15 protein-coding genes and 2 tRNA genes are annotated in these 16888 nt (G+C 63.5%); 12 read left to right on the top strand and 5 right to left on the bottom strand.

Annotated features, from left to right (window positions below; translation table 11 throughout):
• The first annotated feature begins 36 nt into the window (after positions 1 to 36).
• Together DOM56_RS10530 and DOM56_RS10535 are read left to right on the top strand one after the other, a co-directional pair.
• Positions 37 to 1437 carry a GntP family permease gene (locus DOM56_RS10530; RefSeq protein ID WP_110708729.1) on the top strand — a complete coding sequence of 467 codons (1401 nt, stop codon included), beginning with the start codon at positions 37 to 39 and terminating at the stop codon, positions 1435 to 1437.
• Between the two features lie 80 nt (positions 1438 to 1517).
• Positions 1518 to 3281: an IlvD/Edd family dehydratase gene (locus DOM56_RS10535; RefSeq protein WP_110708730.1), complete on the top strand. Its 1764-nt coding sequence runs from the start codon at positions 1518 to 1520 to the stop codon at positions 3279 to 3281.
• A gap of 19 nt (positions 3282 to 3300) precedes the next feature.
• Here DOM56_RS10535 and DOM56_RS10540 read toward each other — a convergent pair whose 3' ends face one another.
• A complete protein-coding gene (locus DOM56_RS10540) occupies positions 3301 to 3720 on the bottom strand; it encodes a secondary thiamine-phosphate synthase enzyme YjbQ (RefSeq protein ID WP_110708731.1) in 420 nt (139 codons plus the stop codon).
• A gap of 242 nt (positions 3721 to 3962) precedes the next feature.
• On the opposite strand from DOM56_RS10540, the gene attM reads away from it, so the two are divergent.
• The 3 genes from attM (at position 3963) to DOM56_RS10555 (ending at position 7625) form a co-directional block, all read left to right on the top strand.
• Entirely contained in the window at positions 3963 to 4748 is a 786-nt protein-coding gene (gene attM, locus DOM56_RS10545; RefSeq protein WP_110708732.1) for an N-acyl homoserine lactonase AttM, read from the top strand.
• A 134-nt stretch (positions 4749 to 4882) separates the two neighbouring features.
• Positions 4883 to 6010: a zinc-dependent alcohol dehydrogenase family protein gene (locus tag DOM56_RS10550; protein ID WP_110708733.1), complete on the top strand. Its 1128-nt coding sequence runs from the start codon at positions 4883 to 4885 to the stop codon at positions 6008 to 6010.
• A 235-nt stretch (positions 6011 to 6245) separates the two neighbouring features.
• Complete coding sequence (locus tag DOM56_RS10555) at positions 6246 to 7625, top strand: class II fumarate hydratase (protein WP_110708734.1); 1380 nt, start codon at positions 6246 to 6248, stop codon at positions 7623 to 7625.
• 133 nt (positions 7626 to 7758) lie between these two features.
• Here DOM56_RS10555 and DOM56_RS10560 read toward each other — a convergent pair whose 3' ends face one another.
• From DOM56_RS10560 to DOM56_RS19840, 4 genes are all read right to left on the bottom strand, one after another.
• On the bottom strand, positions 7759 to 8835 hold the full coding sequence (locus DOM56_RS10560) for an endonuclease/exonuclease/phosphatase family protein (RefSeq protein WP_232822252.1): 1077 nt from the start codon (positions 8833 to 8835) through the stop codon (positions 7759 to 7761).
• Between the two features lie 111 nt (positions 8836 to 8946).
• On the bottom strand, positions 8947 to 10473 hold the full coding sequence (glpD, locus tag DOM56_RS10565; RefSeq protein ID WP_110708736.1) for a glycerol-3-phosphate dehydrogenase: 1527 nt from the start codon (positions 10471 to 10473) through the stop codon (positions 8947 to 8949).
• Positions 10474 to 10650: 177 nt separating this feature from the next.
• A complete protein-coding gene (locus DOM56_RS10570) occupies positions 10651 to 11457 on the bottom strand; it encodes a DeoR/GlpR family transcriptional regulator (RefSeq protein ID WP_110599248.1) in 807 nt (268 codons plus the stop codon).
• A gap of 112 nt (positions 11458 to 11569) precedes the next feature.
• Positions 11570 to 12085 carry a hypothetical protein gene (locus tag DOM56_RS19840; RefSeq protein ID WP_198655752.1) on the bottom strand — a complete coding sequence of 172 codons (516 nt, stop codon included), beginning with the start codon at positions 12083 to 12085 and terminating at the stop codon, positions 11570 to 11572.
• 23 nt (positions 12086 to 12108) lie between these two features.
• Between DOM56_RS19840 and DOM56_RS10580 the strand changes: the two genes are divergently transcribed.
• The 7 genes from DOM56_RS10580 to DOM56_RS10610 all read left to right on the top strand — a co-directional run bounded on the left by DOM56_RS10580 (position 12109) and on the right by DOM56_RS10610 (position 16870).
• Positions 12109 to 12185: transfer RNA gene (locus DOM56_RS10580), tRNA-Val, on the top strand.
• 31 nt (positions 12186 to 12216) lie between these two features.
• Positions 12217 to 12293, top strand: a tRNA-Val gene (locus tag DOM56_RS10585).
• 393 nt (positions 12294 to 12686) lie between these two features.
• Positions 12687 to 13796, top strand: a complete 1110-nt coding sequence (locus DOM56_RS10590) for an ABC transporter ATP-binding protein (RefSeq protein WP_110708737.1) — start codon at positions 12687 to 12689, stop codon at positions 13794 to 13796.
• On the top strand, positions 13797 to 14909 hold the full coding sequence (locus DOM56_RS10595; protein WP_110708738.1) for an ABC transporter ATP-binding protein: 1113 nt from the start codon (positions 13797 to 13799) through the stop codon (positions 14907 to 14909).
• Positions 14893 to 15759, top strand: coding sequence for a sugar ABC transporter permease (locus DOM56_RS10600; protein WP_198655763.1), 867 nt, complete (start codon positions 14893 to 14895; stop codon positions 15757 to 15759). The genes DOM56_RS10595 and DOM56_RS10600 overlap by 17 nt, the downstream gene beginning before the upstream one ends.
• Positions 15760 to 15766: 7 nt before the next feature.
• The gene (locus DOM56_RS10605; RefSeq protein ID WP_110708739.1) at positions 15767 to 16567 is read left to right on the top strand and encodes a carbohydrate ABC transporter permease; all 801 of its coding nucleotides are present in this window, start codon (positions 15767 to 15769) and stop codon (positions 16565 to 16567) included.
• 30 nt (positions 16568 to 16597) lie between these two features.
• Complete coding sequence (locus DOM56_RS10610; protein ID WP_110708740.1) at positions 16598 to 16870, top strand: DUF2160 domain-containing protein; 273 nt, start codon at positions 16598 to 16600, stop codon at positions 16868 to 16870.
• Positions 16871 to 16888 lie beyond the last annotated feature (18 nt).

Consider the following 16888-nt stretch of genomic DNA (forward strand, 5'->3'; position numbering starts at 1 on the left):
TCAGGCTGGAGCCGTGGCAGGAGTCAGGAGGACGCCATGCAAGACACGACACAAGCGGCGGCCGGTCTCCCCACCATGGGTTTGCTGGGGATTGCCGTTGCCGCCATCACGATTCTGCTGATCTTGATCATCCGGGTGCGCCTGCATCCCTTCTTCGCCCTGGTCATCGTCAGTATCGGCACCGCGCTGGCGACCGGCATTTCGGTCGCCGACCTGCTGCCGACGCTGCTGGGAGGATTCGGCAAGACGCTCGGCAACGTGGCGTTGCTGATCGGGTTCGGGGCCGTACTGGGCCGCCTCGTCGCCGTGTCGGGCGGCGCGCGCGTTCTGGCCGATACGCTGATTCGCTTCTTCGGCAGCAGGCGGGCGCCCCTCGGGCTGTCGATCGCCTGTCTGCTGTTCGGTTTTCCGATCTTTCTCGACGCGGCCTTCGTGGTAATGCTGCCGGTGATCTACTCGGTGGCTCGCGAACTGAAGGCGTCGCTGTTGCTCTATGGCCTTCCGGCCGCGGGGGCGTTTCTGGTCATGCACGCGTTGATGCCGCCGCATCCCGGCCCTGTCGCGGCCGCCGTGTTTCTTCATGCCGACATTGGCCAGGTGCTGTTCGTCGCCCTGCTGGTGGGGCTGCCGACCTGGTATGCGATGGGTTATCGGCTGTCGCTGCTCCTGGCCAATCGCTCGCCGTTCCAGGCGGTGCCCAACCTGATGGGTGGGGAGAGCGAGGAGATCCCGCCGGAGAAGCGCCCGGCCTTCGGCACCGTACTGCTGGTACTGCTGCTGCCGCTGGCGCTGATCTTCCTCAACACCGGGCTGTCGACGCTGGACCAGGGGGGCGTCATCGATGGCGACAACCCGTTGGTCGCCGCGCTGATGGTGATTGGCGAGACGCCGATCGCGCTGCTGATCAGCACCTGTATCGCGATGTGGCTGCTGGTCATTCGGTCCAGCGAGCGCGGTGCGATGGACTCGATCAACGAGATCGTCGAGCAGGCGTTGTCGCCGGTCTGCAGCATCATCCTGATCACCGGCGCCGGCGGCATGTTCGGCGGGGTGCTGACGGCGAGTGGTATCGGCGATGCGCTGGCGGATAGCCTGCAGGCGTTCGGCCTGCCGGTGATCCTCGCCGGCTATGTGATCGCCTCGGTGATTCGGATCGCCCAGGGTTCGGCAACGGTCGCGGGGACTACGGCAGCGGGGATCATGGCGCCGGTTGTGCTGGGCGATCCGGCCCTGGCCGGGCTGCCCGCCGCCTGCATCACCGTGGCGATCGTCGCGGGCGCGATCGGCTATTCCCATGTCAACGACTCCGGGTTCTGGCTGGTCGGTCGCTTCCTCGGTGTCGATACCAAGACCATGCTCAAGACCTGGACGGTGATCTCCACCGGTATTTCGCTGATGTCGTTCGGGTTGGCATGGCTTCTGTTTTCCCTGCTGTGACGCTGCCCGACTGGCGGTTGGCAACATCCTGGACGACTGCCGTGGCCGTCATCCACTGACTAGGGTTCGAGGAGAGAGAGATGAGCGATTCATCGGATAGACCCCACAACAAGCGCCGTCTGCGCTCGGCCCAGTGGTTCGGTACCGCCGACAAGAACGGTTTCATGTACCGAAGCTGGATGAAGAACCAGGGGATTCCGGACCACGAATTCCAGGGCAAACCGATCATCGGCATCTGCAATACCTGGTCGGAGCTGACGCCCTGCAATGCGCACTTCCGCAAGCTCGCCGAACACGTCAAGAAGGGCGTGCTCGAGGCCGGCGGCTATCCGGTGGAGTTCCCGGTGTTCTCCAACGGCGAGTCCAACCTGCGCCCCACGGCGATGTTCACCCGCAACCTGGCGAGCATGGACGTCGAGGAGGCGATTCGCGGCAATCCCATCGATGGCGTGGTGCTGCTGGTGGGCTGCGACAAGACCACCCCGGCGCTGCTGATGGGCGCGGCGAGCTGCGACATTCCGACAATCGTGGTGACCGGCGGGCCGATGCTCAACGGCAAGCACGAGGGCAAGGACATCGGGTCGGGAACCGTGGTCTGGAGACTCTCCGAAGAGGTCAAGGCCGGCAAGATATCGATTCATGACTTCATGGCCGCCGAGGCCGGCATGTCGCGTTCGGCCGGTACCTGCAACACCATGGGCACGGCCTCGACCATGGCCTGCATGGCGGAGTCGCTGGGGGTCTCGCTGCCGCACAACGCCGCGATCCCGGCGGTGGATTCCCGGCGCTACGTGCTCGCCCATCTCTCCGGCAACCGCATCGTCGAGATGGTCGACGAGGACCTGAAACTGTCGAAGATACTGACCCGCGCTGCATTCGAGAACGCGATACGAACCAATGCCGCCATTGGCGGCTCGACCAATGCGGTGATCCATCTCAAGGCGATCGCCGGGCGTATCGGGGTCGACCTGCCACTGGACGACTGGACCCGAATCGGTCGCGGCACGCCGACCATCGTCGACCTGCAGCCCTCTGGGCGCTTCCTGATGGAGGAGTTCTATTACGCCGGCGGTCTGCCGGCCGTGCTGCGCCGGCTGGGCGAAGCCGACCGACTGCCCCACAAGGACGCGCTGACCGCCAACGGCAGGACGATCTGGGAAAACGTGCAGGATGCCCCGCACTACAACGACGAGGTGATTCGCCCGCTGGACAAGCCGCTGCGCGAGGACGGCGGCATCTGCATCCTGCGCGGCAACCTGGCGCCCAACGGCGCGGTGCTCAAGCCCTCCGCGGCCAGCCCCGAACTGATGAAGCACCGAGGTCGCGCGGTGGTGTTCGAGAACTTCGACGACTACAAGGCGCGCATCAACGATCCCGAGCTCGAGGTCGAGGCCAACGACATTCTGGTCCTGAAGCACTGCGGCCCGCGGGGTTATCACGGCATGGCGGAAGTCGGCAACATGGGTCTGCCGCCCAAGATCCTCGAGCAGGGCATCACCGACATGGTGCGTATCTCGGACGCCCGCATGAGCGGTACCGCCTACGGCACTGTGGTCCTCCACGTGGCCCCGGAGGCGGCAGCGGGCGGACCGCTGGCGGCGGTCGAGAACGGCGACTGGATCAGCCTGGACTGCGACAACGGCAAGCTCGAGCTGGAGGTCGACGACGCCGAGATCGCGCGGCGCCTGGCTGCGGCCGACCCGACCGCGGCATCGAGCCAGATCGCCACCAGCGGCGGCTATCGCCAGCTCTATATCGAGCGCGTGCTGCAGGCCGACGAGGGCTGTGACTTCGACTTCCTGCGCGGCTGTCGCGGCGCCGAGGTGCCACGGCACTCGCACTGAGGTGCTAGCGCGGCGGTCGTCACTCGCCCGTCAGGGTGGCGGTGATCCGGCGCGCGCCGCCGTGCTGGCGGTGCTCGCCGAGCCAGATGCCCTGCCAGGTGCCGGTGAGCAGGCGGCCATTGTCCACGGCCACGGTCAGTTGGGTGCCAAACAGGCTGGCCAGCACGTGGGCGGGCATGTCATCGGGGCCCTCGAGGGTGTGGCGCAGGCCATCGAGCCGCTCGGGGGCGATCCGGGCGGCGAACAGCGCCATGTCATGGCGCACGTCGGGGTCGGCGTTCTCGTTCAGGGTCAGCGAGGCCGAAGTGTGCATCAGTTGGAGATGGAGCAGGCCGGTACGGATCTCGGCCAGCCGTGGCAGGGCCGCCAGGACCTCGTCGGTGACCAGATGAAAGCCGCGCGGGCGTGCGGTGAGCGTGAATGGCTGACGATGCCACATGGCTGGGACTCCTCGGTGAGTGTGCTGAGAGCGGGCGTGACCGGCCTGGACTGGCCTGAGGCGGGGGCTGCTGCCTGGGACCAAAGTCCGCTGGTCACGCCGTTTGGCCTTGTCCTACTCTGACACGTCCGGTCGCCCGGCTGCGAGCGTCGATGCCGCTCGCGAGTATCAAAACCCTCCGCCGTGCTCGCACCGCGGTCAGTGGCAATGTCGTCTTCATTTGGTCAAACCAGGAGTGCGTCATGACTACCCCACGTCTTTACATGTTCCAGACCGGCACGCTCAAGTGCCGGGTGTGCAATATCAAGATGAATGCGGGGCTGGATGAGTACGAGATCCCCGTACCCTGGTATTTGATTACGCACCCGGAGGGGAACGTCGTCATCGATGGTGGCTGTGCCGTCGAGTGCGCCAGCGATCCCGAGAAGCACTGGGGCGACATCACTGCGGTCTATTGGCCCGTAATGCGTGAGGAGGAGGGTTGCGTCCAGGCACTGAAGAACTTCGGCATCGAGCCCGAGGACGTTCGTTATGTCCTGCACAGCCATCTGCATCTGGATCACACCGGGGCGACCGGCCGCTTTCCCAATGCCACGCATATCGTGCGGCGATGCGAATACGAGTATGCGATGGCGCCGGACTGGTTCTCCGCCGGTGGCTATATCCGCGCCGATTTCGATCGCCCCGGACTGAAGTGGCATCTGCTCGAGGATGGCGACGACGGTTACGACGTCTTTGGCGACGGTAGCATCCGCTTCGTCTTCACTCCTGGGCACGCCCCCGGCCATGCCAGCTTCCTGCTCCAGCTACCCGAGACCGGTCCGGTGCTGCTGGCGGTGGATGCGGCCTACACCACCGATCACTGGGATGAGAAGGCGCTGCCGGGCTTTCTTGCGTCGACGGTGGATACGGTGCGCTCCGTGCGCAAGCTGCACGCGCTGGCCGAGAAGACCGGGGCACTGGTGGTCACCGGGCACGACCCGGAAGCGTGGCCGACCTTCCGTCATGCGCCCGAGTACTACGCCTGAGAGACCGAGTACTACGCCTGAAACGCTGAGTACCGGGCCTGAAATACCGAGCACTGCGCCTGGCACTCGAATGCCAACCGGATCCGATGCGATGAGGCGTGCCGGATCGATCCACTGTGAATAGGGAAGTCGCGATGAAAATGCATGCAGCCGTGATCCACGAAATGCAGAAGCCCCGCCCGTACCGGGAGTCGCAGCCGCTGTCGATCGAGGAGGTCGAGCTCGACCCGCCCGGGCGCGGCGAGGTGCTGGTACGGATGCGCGCCGCCGGGCTGTGCCACTCGGATCTCTCCACCATCAACGGCGATCGGCCGCGGCCACTGCCGATGGTGCTGGGGCACGAGGCTGCCGGCGAGGTGGTCGAGGTCGGTGATGGCGTCGAGGATCTCGCGCCCGGCGACCACGTGGTGTTCTCGTTCGCGCCCAGCTGCGGGGGCTGCCCCTCCTGTCTCTCGGGACGCGCGGCGCTGTGCGCGCCGGGGCAGGTGGCCAATGGCGCCGGGCACCTGCTGGGAGGTGGCATGCGCCTGCACAAGGGCGGGCAGAAGATCTATCACCATATCGGCGTCTCCGGCTTCGCCGAGTATGCGGTGGCCTCGCGGCGGTCGCTGACGCGGATCGACGCCGATCTGCCGTTCCATATCGCCGCGCTGTTCGGCTGCGCCGTGCTCACTGGGGTCGGTGCGGTGGTCCATACCGCCGGCCTGCGTCTGGGGCAGTCGGTGCTGGTGGTCGGGCTCGGCGGGGTCGGTCTGGCGGCGGTGATGGGGGCTGCCGGGGGCGGCGCCCGCCATGTGATCGCCGCCGACATCGCCCCCGACAAGCTGGAGACCGCCAAGGCGATGGGCGCCACCCATGTAGTCAACAGCGGCGATGCCGATGCCATCGAGCAGGTGCGCGAGATCAGCGGCGGCGGGGTGGATATCGCCGCCGAGTTCGCCGGTGTCTCCAAGGCGCTTGAGTTCGCCTACGAGTGTACCGCCCGCGGCGGCACCACGGTGACCTCGGGGCTACCGCATCCGGACGTGCGTTTCGCCATCAGCCCCACTCGGATGGTCGCCGAAGAGCGCACGCTCAAGGGCTCCTACCTGGGCGGGCACGTGCCGTCGCTGGACGTGCCGGAGTATATCGCGCTCTACCGTGCTGGCCGGCTGCCGGTAGAGAAGCTGCTGACCCACCGTCTGAAACTGGACGAGATCAACCTCGGTTTCGACCGTCTGGCCAGCGGGGAGGCGATCCGCCAGATCATCGACTTCGATTGACCCACGGCCAGACACCCTCCGTTGGAACCTCTCACCGCCCGCGCCCTCTCGGCGCGGGCGGTTTCGTCTCGCGGATCGTGCTCGGGTCTCTGGCATCCGCCAAGCGGGGGCGATGGCCGCAGCAACCGGCGCAGGGCCTGCTAGTCTTGAGTGAGTCCCTGGCAGCGCCGTCGCCGCCACGCGGCGGCGTTGCCACATTTCACCGGTGTTCATCCGCCATCGTCAGGAGGAAGTCATGACTCAACAGCGTATCGAACGTGACAGCATGGGCGAGCTCGAGGTACCCGCCAGTGCGCGCTACGGCGCGCAGACCCAGCGTGCCATCAACAATTTCCCGATCAGCGGCCAACCGTTGCCTTCGGCTTTCATCGCCGCGGTCGCCCATATCAAGCGCGCCGCCGCAGAGGTCAATCGGGAGCTCGAGTTGCTGGACGATGACCGGGCGAAGGCCATCGCGACGGCAGCCGACGAGATCATCGATGGCAAGCACGCCGATCAGTTTCCGATCGATGTGTTCCAGACGGGGTCGGGCACGTCGACCAATATGAACGTCAACGAGGTGATCTCTCACCTCGCCAGTCGGGAGGGCCTCGAGGTCCGCCCCAACGATCACGTCAACATGGGGCAGTCGAGCAACGACGTGATCCCCACGGCCATCCACCTCGCCGCGGCGACACAGGTTCGCGAGCGCCTGCTGCCGGCGCTCCATTATCTGCGGGCGACCATCGACGACAAGGCGAAGGAGGTCGACGACGTGGTCAAGACCGGGCGCACCCATCTGATGGATGCGATGCCGGTTCGCCTGAGCCAGGAACTCGGCGGCTGGTCCAGCCAGATCGGGCAGTCGATAGATCGCCTGGAAGACGGGCTCAAGCGAGTGACTCGCCTGGCACTCGGTGGCACGGCCGTCGGCACCGGCGTCAATGCCCATCCCGATTTTGCCGAGAAAGTGGCAGCGCGCCTTGCCAGCGATACCCACCTCGACTTTCGGCCCAACGACAGCTTCTTTGCCAGCCTGGCTTCCCAGGATACGGCGGTGGAACTCTCTGGCCATCTCAAGGCCTATGCCGTCGCGGTGATGAAGATCGCCAACGACCTGCGCTGGATGAATTCCGGCCCCTTGGGTGGGTTGGGCGAGATCGAGCTGGAGGCCCTGCAGCCGGGCAGTTCGATCATGCCGGGCAAGGTCAATCCGGTAATTCCGGAGTCCGCGGCCCAGGTTGCCGCTCAGGTCATCGGCAACGATGCAGCCATTACCGTTGGCGGACAGAGCGGCAACTTCCAGCTCAATGTGATGTTGCCACTGATCGCGCACAACCTGCTGGGCTCGATCAAGCTGCTGGCCAATGTGAGCCGGCTGCTGGCGGACCGCGCCATCGCCACGTTCAATGTGCGTCGCGACAACATCGAGGGCCCGCTGTCGAAGAACCCGATTCTGGTTACCGCACTCAACTCGGTGATCGGCTACGACGCGGCAGCAGCGGTCGCCAAGAAAGCCTATCAGGCAGGGCGGCCGATCATCGATGTGGCCGAGGAGGAGACCGATCTATCGCGCCAGGAACTGGAACGCCTGCTCGATCCGGCCAAGCTGACCGAGGGAGGAATCCCGGAGTAGCGCCTGCGCTTCCTCCCGATCGCCAGCTGTCGCCAGATTCCTGAATCAACGGTTCCAGTCGGAGGCCGATACCACAGCGCCACCCGGTCGGGTGGCGTTGTGGTCAAGCGTGGATAGCCGCAGCCGAAGCAGTTCAGACCGGCTTCTCGCCATGACGATCCTGGGCTTCCTCGATCGTCTCCTCTGCATCCTCCCGCTCCTCGCTATCGGCTTTCTCGGGCTCGTTCTCGGACGCCCGGGTAGGGTTGTGGCGCAGCGTTACCAATATGGGGAAGTGATCGGATCCCACTTCCGGCAGCCGTTCCATGTGGACGAGGGTGAAGTGCTCGGTGACGAAGACGTGATCCAGCGGCCAGCGCAGCATCGGATATTTGGCGTGGAAGGTACTGTACTGGCCGCGGCCGCGGCGAAGATCGAGCATGCCGCTGATCTTGCAGAACAGTTTCGTCGTCGGTGACCAGGCGACGTCGTTGAGATCTCCGGCAACGACGGTGGGGTCACTGCGCTCTGCAATGGTCTGGCCAACCAGCAGCAGTTCCGCGTCGCGCCACAGTGACTCATCGCTTTCCGATGGGGCGGGCGGCCGCGGATGCAGGGCGTGGAAACGAATACGGCTGCCATCCTTCAGCCTTACCCAGGCATGAATCGAGGGGATATCGTCCTGGATCAGCCACTTGACCTCGACATCTTCCAGCGGCAGACGGGAATAGAGATGCATTCCGTAGAGATTGTCGAGGGGGACACGCACCGCTTCCGCCATCGACTCGCCGATGGCGGCATCCAGTTGATCCCCCCACCACTGATCGGACTCCAGCGTCAGCAGGATGTCGGGGTCGTGTTCGTGGACCAGGTCGATCAACTTCGATGCCTGGCGATTGGGGGTCAGTACGTTGGAGACGAGCAGCTTGAGTTCGTGTTCCGGCGCCTGAGCATTGGACTTGACCACCGTGCAGCGTGCCAGCGGGGTCCATGGATAGATGCGCGCCCACTGGATGACCGCCGCGGTCACGCTGGCGGCGACGCCGGCCCAATGCCACCAGAGCACGGGTTCGAACGCGAGTTGAATCAGTGCTAACGCGGTGGCGGCGATGGCAATCTGGAGAAGCGGGAAATCGAAACTGCGAACGGTCCAGTGGCGAATCCGCATGTAAGGCGCCAGGGTGACCAGCAGCGCGAGGCAGCCGAGACAGCTAAACAGGAGTTGCAGCAAGGGGGAATTCCTTGTGTCGGGGTAGGACGCCATGCAGGGCCAAGCGTAGCAGAAACGCGGCTCGTACCCATGGCAGTATCGCTTCCCGGCAACCTCCTGGCAGCTAATTCCTCATGAGACTTTGGATAGTGGACCTGAGTGACCGGCGATTGGGTGCTGGTCGAGGTAGCGCGACAGCGTCTGCTGCTCGTCACTGGACAGGCGAAGACCCAGCTTGCTGCGTCGCCACAGGATGTCATCGCTGGTGCGTGCCCACTCTTGCTCGATCAGATAGTCGACTTCGGCGCGGGTGAGACCGCCGCCGAAATGCTGGCCAAGATCCTCCTGGCTCTGCGTGTCCTTGAGGAAGCCGAGACACAGCGAGCCATAGCTGGAAGCGAATCGTTCGGCTCGCTCTCGGCCGAGAAACGGATATTCATCCACGAGTCGATCGGCAAATGTCTGGCGCGACTCGATGTCACCGCCGGGCAGCCGAGCATCGGCTGTCCACGGTTGGCCCATGGCAGGCAGCAATGGCTCGAGTTTACGCATGGCCGCCTCGGCGAGCTTGCGGTAAGTCGTGATCTTGCCGCCGAAGATCGACAGCATTGGCGCGCCGTGCCTATCGAGGTCGAGGGTATAGTCCCGGGTCATGGCCGAGGGGTTCTCTGATTCGTCGTCGCACAGCGGGCGTACGCCGGCATAGGTCGCGACCACGTCCTCGCGACCGAGCTGCCTGACGAAGTGCGCGTTGAGCACGTCGAGCAGATAATCGATCTCCTCGTCATTGATGGCGACCTGGGCGGGGTCGCCCTGATAGCGGCGATCGGTGGTGCCGATCAGGCTGTAGCGCTGCTGGTAGGGCAGCACGAAGACGATACGGCCGTCGCGATTCTGCAAAATGTAGGCACGGTCGTCATCGTTGAGGCGCGGCACTATCAGGTGGCTGCCCTGAATCATGCGGATGCCGTAGCGCGAGTCGCGCTTGGCATTGCCCTTGACGAAAGACTCCACCCAGGGGCCGGCGGCGTTGACCAGCACCTTGCTCCGCTGTTCCTGGCGCTGCCCGCTGTCCAGGTCCTCGAGAATCACCACCCACTCTCCCTGCTCCTCGCGAGCCTCGACGCAACGCGTGCGGACCCGGATGTCGGCGCCTTTCTCCCGTGCCTGGATCGCGTTGAGCACCACCAGTCGGGCATCGTCCACCCAGCAGTCGGAGTACTCGAATCCGCGCTTGATCGTCGGTACCAGCGGGCTTTCCGAACCGAATCGCAGGCGCTTGGCGTTGGGCAGGCTGTCGCGGTGGCTGAGATGATCGTAGAGAAAGAGCCCTGCGCGAAGCATCCAGCCAGGCCGCAGGTGCGGTTGATGGGGCAGGATGAAGCGCAATGGCCAGACGATGTGCGGTGCCTTGCGCAGCATCACCTCGCGTTCCTTCAGCGCTTCGCGCACCAGGCGAAATTCGCGGTGCTCGAGATAGCGCAACCCTCCGTGGATCAGCTTGCTGCTGGCGGAGGAGGTGGCGCTGGCCAGATCCGCTTGTTCGCACAGCAACACGGACAGCCCCCGGCCGGCGGCGTCGTTGGCGATGCCGGTGCCATTGATGCCGCCACCGACGACGATGAGGTCATGGACGTGACGCTGTGTCGTTGAGGCCATACCGCCCTCCGGGAAGGTGATGATTGGTTATGTTCGATTGCGAACATAGACTAATCATTTCCGAACATCAATGGCTGTGGGGAGTTTCCTCGACCAAAAGGGGAGGCGTGGAGGCTATCCGTCGTCGGGAGGGAACGAAGCCGGCACATGGCCGGTCGTTGCATGGGTTATCGGACATCAGCCCGCGTGGGCGGGCAGGGGCTCGATGTCCGCGGATATCGAAGGGTCGGCGACGTAGAGCGCCACGTCGTGCTCCCGCATCAGCCGACGCAGTCCATCGGGCGGCTGCCGGTCGGTGAAAAAGGCATTGATCTGGCTGAGGTTGCCCTGGCGTACCACGGCATTGCGGTGAAATTTCGAATGATCCGCCGCCAGGAAGACCTGACGGGAGTTGCGCAGGATGGCTTGTGCAACGCGGACCTCCTGATAGTCGAATTCCAGTAGCGAACCATCGCCATCGATGCCGCTGATACCGATGATGCCGTAGTCGACCTTGAACTGATTGATGAAATCGATGGTGGCTTCACCAATGATTCCGCCGTCGCGAGAGCGAACCTGGCCGCCGGCGACGATGACGTTGAAGTCGGTCTTGTGCTGCAGAATGGCCGCCACGTTGAGATTGTTGGTGATGACCTCGAGCCCACTGTGCTGGCACAGCGCTTCGGCGATGAATTCATTGCTGGTGCCGATGTTGATGAACAACGACGACGAGTCGGGAATATGGCTCGCCAGCATTTCGGCTATCCGGCGCTTGGCGTCCAAATTCAACGTCTTGCGGGTGTGATAGGCAGTGTTGACGGTACTCGATTCCAGGCCGGCGCCTCCATGGACGCGCTTGACGATGCCCTCTTCCGCCAGTTGGTTGAGATCGCGGCGCACCGTCTGGGGCGTGACGTCGAAGTCTTTGGCGAGCTGCTCGATCGAGGCATAGCCTTGCCGCTTGACCAGCTCGACGATGGCTTCGTGACGTTCCTGCTGTGTCATGGTGGTTTCCTGCCGCGTTCCGTTGACGATTCTTTAACTGATTCGAGAAGCCAGTCTATCAAAGCTGAATGCCTTGCCGTTGCCTCGGGAGGCGGTAACGGGCCGTTCATGACTACGACCATGGTCTAGGTGGTCGGGGCGAAACCTTCGGTTCGATGTCACCCTGCGAGATTGCCGGTAGTCCGATGCTTCGCGACGATATTAGCCAGGTTCGTCGAATGGCATTGGCCGGATGGCGCCGGTTTTCTTCCGGCGGCCAAGAGGCCAGATACTCATGCTGATCGGGATCGGGATCGGGATCGGGATCGGGATCGGGATCGGGATCGGGATCGGGATCGGGATCGGTATGGCGCGGGGGGTGAAGTGTCCCGCTCCGGGCAATGGCAATCAGCGACTTCGGCGGGGCCGTGATCGTGGCGAGCGGGAAGGGGGCATCGAGGGCGGTGTCCTGAACGGCGGAAATCGCCGCGTTGTTGGATGTGAGAGCTGATTTCACCTGAGGGAAGGCCCCGTGCCAGCGATAATCGCAAAGGAATTGTCTCGGCGCGACAGGCAGTTGGCGTGATTTTTTTAGGCAGAGAGGGTTGCATTCCGCGCCCGCCTGGGTAAAATTCGCATCCGTTGTCACGGCGAGCCCGCCGTCATCGATGCAGGACCGTAGCTCAGTTGGTTAGAGCGCCACGTTGACATCGTGGAGGTCAGCGGTTCAAATCCGCTCGGTCCTACCAGTCTGTTTTCAGCATCGTGCCAACGCCATTCAGGACCATAGCTCAGTTGGTTAGAGCGCCACGTTGACATCGTGGAGGTCAGCGGTTCAAATCCGCTTGGTCCTACCAGATTCGAAACCCGAGCCTCGGCTCGGGTTTTTTGTTGCCTGCCATCCTTCGGGCCGCCCGAGGCGTCCCAAACCGCTCCCGGCGGTTTTTTGTTTCCGCAATTTTGGCGCGCTCCGCCATCGGCATCCGCGTCTTCTCACCCACGGCCATGTTGGTTTTCGAACAAATCTTGCCGAAAAAACACCTTTTTCAGCTGCATTACCATCTCGAAACTTGCCCAGAGTGTTGGACATTAGTGGTTAAGACTAAGGTTTTAATGCCATAAATCCATTTAAAATCATGTGATTGTGCATGTGTCTCTGACATCGATACCGTCTGCTTTTTTCGTCGTATAGCTTTATGGAACGAGTGTTCTACGATGCTCGAAAGAGAAAAAAGGGAACGGTGCCACTCATGTCATTACAACTCGACAACGTGACACTGTCGGTGCGAGGCGAGACCTATATCAGTGATGCCAGCCTGACGTTGGAACCGGGGTCATTCAATGTGCTGCTGGGGCACACGCTGGCGGGCAAGACCACATTGATGCGGCTGATGGCCGGGCTGGACAGGCCCGATCACGGCAGGGTCTATCTCGATGGCCGTGACGTGACCCACTTGCCGGTTCGCCAGCGCAATGTCTCGATGGTCTATCAGCAGTTCATCAACTATCCGACGCTCACGGTCTTCGACAACATCGCCTCGCCACTCAAGCAGGCCAGGGTCTCGCGACAGGAGATTACCCGTCGGGTCGAGGAGACCGCGGCGATGCTGGGAATTCAGCAACTGCTGGGACGCTACCCGCAGGAACTCTCCGGCGGGCAGCAGCAGCGCACGGCGATGGCCAGGGCGCTGGTCAAGGAAGCGGACCTGGTGCTGTTCGACGAGCCTCTGGTCAATCTCGACTACAAGCTGCGGGAGGCGCTGCGGGTGGAGATGCGCAAGCTGTTCGAGTCGCGCAATACCATCGCGGTCTACGCCACCACCGAACCGGCCGAGGCGCTGGCGCTGGGAGGCACGACGACGCTGCTCCACCAGGGGCGGATCGTCCAGAGTGGCCCCGGCGACGAGGTCTATCGCCATCCGCGTAATCGTGAGGCGGCGACGCTGTTCGGCGAGCCTCCCATCAACCTGATGCCGATGACGATCCAGGCCGGCGAATGCCGTATCGCCGATCAGCGCCAACCGCTGCCCGCGGTCTGGAAGTCGCTGTCCGAAGGCGACTACCAGATCGGCATCCGGCCCCATCACTGGTCGCTGGAGCCGCTCACGGAGCCGGCCTTGCGTTTGCCAACGATCTTGCGGGTGGCGGAAATCAGCGGCTCCGAGACCTTCCTGCACCTGTCGCACGAGCGAATCGATCTGGTTGCGCACCTGATCGGGATTCATGAATTCGGCGTGGATCAGGCGCTGGAGGTTCACGCCTCTTTTCGCCAGCTCTTCGTGTTCGAGCCGGGAGGCGACCTGGTGTTGTCACCTCCTTCACCGCGATCGACAGTGCCCGACGGGCGAGGAGACCACTAGATGGCCGAAATCCGTCTGGAACAACTGGCCCATAGCTATCACGGCGCGCCCTCGAATCCGGCCGACTACGCACTCCGGCCGATGGACCACGTCTGGGAGCAGGGCGGGGCCTACGCGCTGCTGGGGCCCTCGGGATGCGGCAAGAGCACGCTGCTCAACATCATATCCGGCCTGCTGGTGCCCTCGGAGGGGCGGGTGCTCTACGACGGCAAGTCGGTCAACGATCTCACCCCGCAGCAGCGCAACATCGCCCAGGTTTTTCAGTTCCCGGTGGTCTACGACACCATGACCGTTCACGACAACCTGGCGTTTCCGCTGCGCAACCAGGGGCAACCCCGGGAGCGCATCGATGCTCGGGTGAGAGAGGTGGCCGAGGCGCTGGAGATCGAGCCGCTATTGAATCGCAAGGCGCAGAATCTGACGGCGGACGAGAAGCAGAAGGTGTCGATGGGGCGCGGCCTGGTGCGTGACGACGTGGCGGCGATCCTGTTCGACGAGCCGTTGACGGTGATCGATCCGCAGCTCAAGTGGCGCCTGCGGCGCAAGCTCAAGGAGATCCATCAGCGCTTCAACGTGACGATGGTCTATGTCACCCATGACCAGTTGGAGGCGTCCACCTTCGCCGACAAGATCGCGGTGATGTACGAAGGCCAGATCGTGCAGTTCGGCACTCCGCGAGAGCTGTTCGAGAATCCGCAACACACCTTCGTCGGTTACTTCATCGGCAGCCCCGGCATGAATCTGCTCGATATCGCGCTGGGCACGTCGGGCGTGGAGTTCGAAGGCCGTGCGCTGGCGGTGCCCGACGCGGTCGTCGCCCGGCTTCGGCAGCGCCCGGAGGGGCGCCTGCAGTTGGGCATCCGGCCGGAGTTCGTGCAACTGGTGGCGGCCGACGATGCCGACCTGCACGGCTACGTCGACCTGGTCCAGGATCAGGGCACCTTCAAGATCGTCGACGTGCGACTCGATACGCCGTTGGCGCCGGTGATCAAGGTTCGGCTGGAGGAGGAGGCGGCCGTGCCTGATGGGCGTATCGGCCTCCATTTCCCCGAAGCCTGGCAGCGCTTCTATATCGATGATCATCTGTTGGAGGCGGCTGATGAAGACCTATAACAACAAGGCCTGGTGGCTGGTCCTGCCGGTATTCGTGCTGGTGGCCTTCAGCGCCATCATCCCGATGATGACGGTGGTCAACTATTCGGTGCAGGACATCTTCGACCCGAGCACGCGCTACTTCGTGGGCACCGAGTGGTATCGGGAGATCCTGGCGGATCCGAGGCTGCATGACTCGCTGGTGCGTCAGTTCATCTACTCCTTCTGCGTCCTGGCCATCGAGGTGCCACTGGGCATCGTCGTGGCGCTATCGATGCCGCGGCGGGGACTGGGCGTGCCGTTCAGTCTGATTCTGCTGTCACTGCCGTTGCTGGTGCCGTGGAATGTGGTGGGGACGATCTGGCAGATCATCGGGCGGGAGGACATCGGCCTGTATGGCTGGATCCTCAACAGCCTGGGACTCGACTACAACTACGCCTCCAACCCGCGGGACGCCTGGATCACCGTGCTGGTGATGGATGTCTGGCACTGGACGTCGCTGGTGGCACTGCTGTGCTATTCCGGCCTGCGCTCGATCCCTGACGTCTACTACCAGGCGGCGAGGATCGACCGTGCCTCGCACTGGGCGGTGTTTCGATTCATTCAATTGCCCAAGCTCAAGAACGTGCTGTTGATCGCGGTGATGCTGCGCTTCATGGACAGTTTCATGATCTACACCGAGCCGTTCGTGCTCACCGGTGGCGGGCCGGGGACCGCCACGACCTTCCTCAGCCAGACGCTGACCCAGATGGCGCTGGGCCAGTTCGATCTGGGCCGGGCCGCGGCCTTCTCGCTGATCTACTTCCTGATCATTCTGCTGGTGACCTGGGTGTTCTACACCGCCATGACCCACAACGACGACAAGGGATGACGCCGCCATGAGATTGCGCAAGAGCCTGGTGATGCTGGTCTATCTGCTGTTCGTGCTGGTGCCGATCTACTGGCTGGTCAACATGTCGTTCAAGTCGAACCGGGAAATTCTCGGCGGGCTGTCGCTCTGGCCCGCGGCGCCGACGCTGGACAACTACCGGGTCATCTTCACCGAGCCGACCTGGTACATGAGCTACCTGAACTCCCTCAGCTATGTCTCGATGAACATGCTGATTTCGCTGCTGGTGGCGTTGCCGGCGGCCTATGCGTTCTCGCGCTATCGCTTCCTGGGCGACAGGCACATGTTCTTCTGGCTGCTGACCAACCGGATGGCACCACCGGCGGTGTTCCTGCTGCCATTCTTCCAGCTCTACTCGGCGGTGGGGTTGTTCGACACGCCGATCGCGGTGGCGCTGGCCCACTGCCTGTTCAACGTGCCGCTGGCGGTCTGGATTCTCGAGGGCTTCATGTCGTCGGTGCCCAAGGAGATCGACGAGACCGCCTATATCGACGGTTACACCTTTCCCAAGTTCTTCATCCGGATCTTCCTGCCGATGATTCGGCCCGGCATCGGTGTCACGGCGTTCTTCTGTTTCATGTTCTCGTGGGTCGAACTGTTGCTGGCGCGGACGCTGACCTCGGTCGATGCCAAGCCGATCGTGGCGCAGATGACCCGAACGGTCTCGGCCTCGGGTATCGATTGGGGCGTGCTGGCGGCGGCCGGGGTGGTCGCGTTGTTGCCCGGTATCGCGGTGATCTACTTCGTGCGCAACCACGTCGCCAAGGGTTTTGCCCTGGGGCGCGTCTGATCCGTTAGTCCAGAGAGAGGGAGAGTCACCATGGGTTGGATGGCGTGGACACTACCGACGGCACTGTTCTTCGCCGGAATCGCGGCACTGCTGGTCGCGATGACGGTCTGGCAGACCGTGTCGCCCGGGCGGGATCGCAAGGGCTTTCTGCCGATCTCCACGTCTCGGGGCGATCGGCTGTTCATTGGTCTGCTGGCGGCGGCATATGGCCATTTGCTGGTCCTGGCATTGACCGATTGGCCGCTCTGGATCGCGACGGCGATCTGCGTGGCAGGCATGGCAATCATCATGAAATGGGGGTAACGCATCGACCAGGGATCA

The organism is Salinicola sp. CR57 (genome assembly GCF_003206585.1).
Classification (GTDB): domain Bacteria; phylum Pseudomonadota; class Gammaproteobacteria; order Pseudomonadales; family Halomonadaceae; genus Salinicola; species Salinicola lusitanus.

Excerpts from the sequence above, each read along its gene's own strand:
- DOM56_RS10530 (WP_110708729.1), top strand. The coding sequence starts at position 37 with ATGCAAGACACGACACAAGCGGCGGCCGGTCTCCCCACCATGGGTTTG.
- DOM56_RS10535 (WP_110708730.1), top strand. The coding sequence starts at position 1,518 with ATGAGCGATTCATCGGATAGACCCCACAACAAGCGCCGTCTGCGCTCG.
- DOM56_RS10540 (WP_110708731.1), bottom strand. The coding sequence starts at position 3,720 with ATGTGGCATCGTCAGCCATTCACGCTCACCGCACGCCCGCGCGGCTTT.
- attM (WP_110708732.1), top strand. The coding sequence starts at position 3,963 with ATGACTACCCCACGTCTTTACATGTTCCAGACCGGCACGCTCAAGTGC.
- DOM56_RS10550 (WP_110708733.1), top strand. The coding sequence starts at position 4,883 with ATGAAAATGCATGCAGCCGTGATCCACGAAATGCAGAAGCCCCGCCCG.
- DOM56_RS10555 (WP_110708734.1), top strand. The coding sequence starts at position 6,246 with ATGACTCAACAGCGTATCGAACGTGACAGCATGGGCGAGCTCGAGGTA.
- glpD (WP_110708736.1), bottom strand. The coding sequence starts at position 10,473 with ATGGCCTCAACGACACAGCGTCACGTCCATGACCTCATCGTCGTCGGT.
- DOM56_RS10570 (WP_110599248.1), bottom strand. The coding sequence starts at position 11,457 with ATGACACAGCAGGAACGTCACGAAGCCATCGTCGAGCTGGTCAAGCGG.
- DOM56_RS10590 (WP_110708737.1), top strand. The coding sequence starts at position 12,687 with ATGTCATTACAACTCGACAACGTGACACTGTCGGTGCGAGGCGAGACC.
- DOM56_RS10595 (WP_110708738.1), top strand. The coding sequence starts at position 13,797 with ATGGCCGAAATCCGTCTGGAACAACTGGCCCATAGCTATCACGGCGCG.
- DOM56_RS10605 (WP_110708739.1), top strand. The coding sequence starts at position 15,767 with ATGAGATTGCGCAAGAGCCTGGTGATGCTGGTCTATCTGCTGTTCGTG.
- DOM56_RS10610 (WP_110708740.1), top strand. The coding sequence starts at position 16,598 with ATGGGTTGGATGGCGTGGACACTACCGACGGCACTGTTCTTCGCCGGA.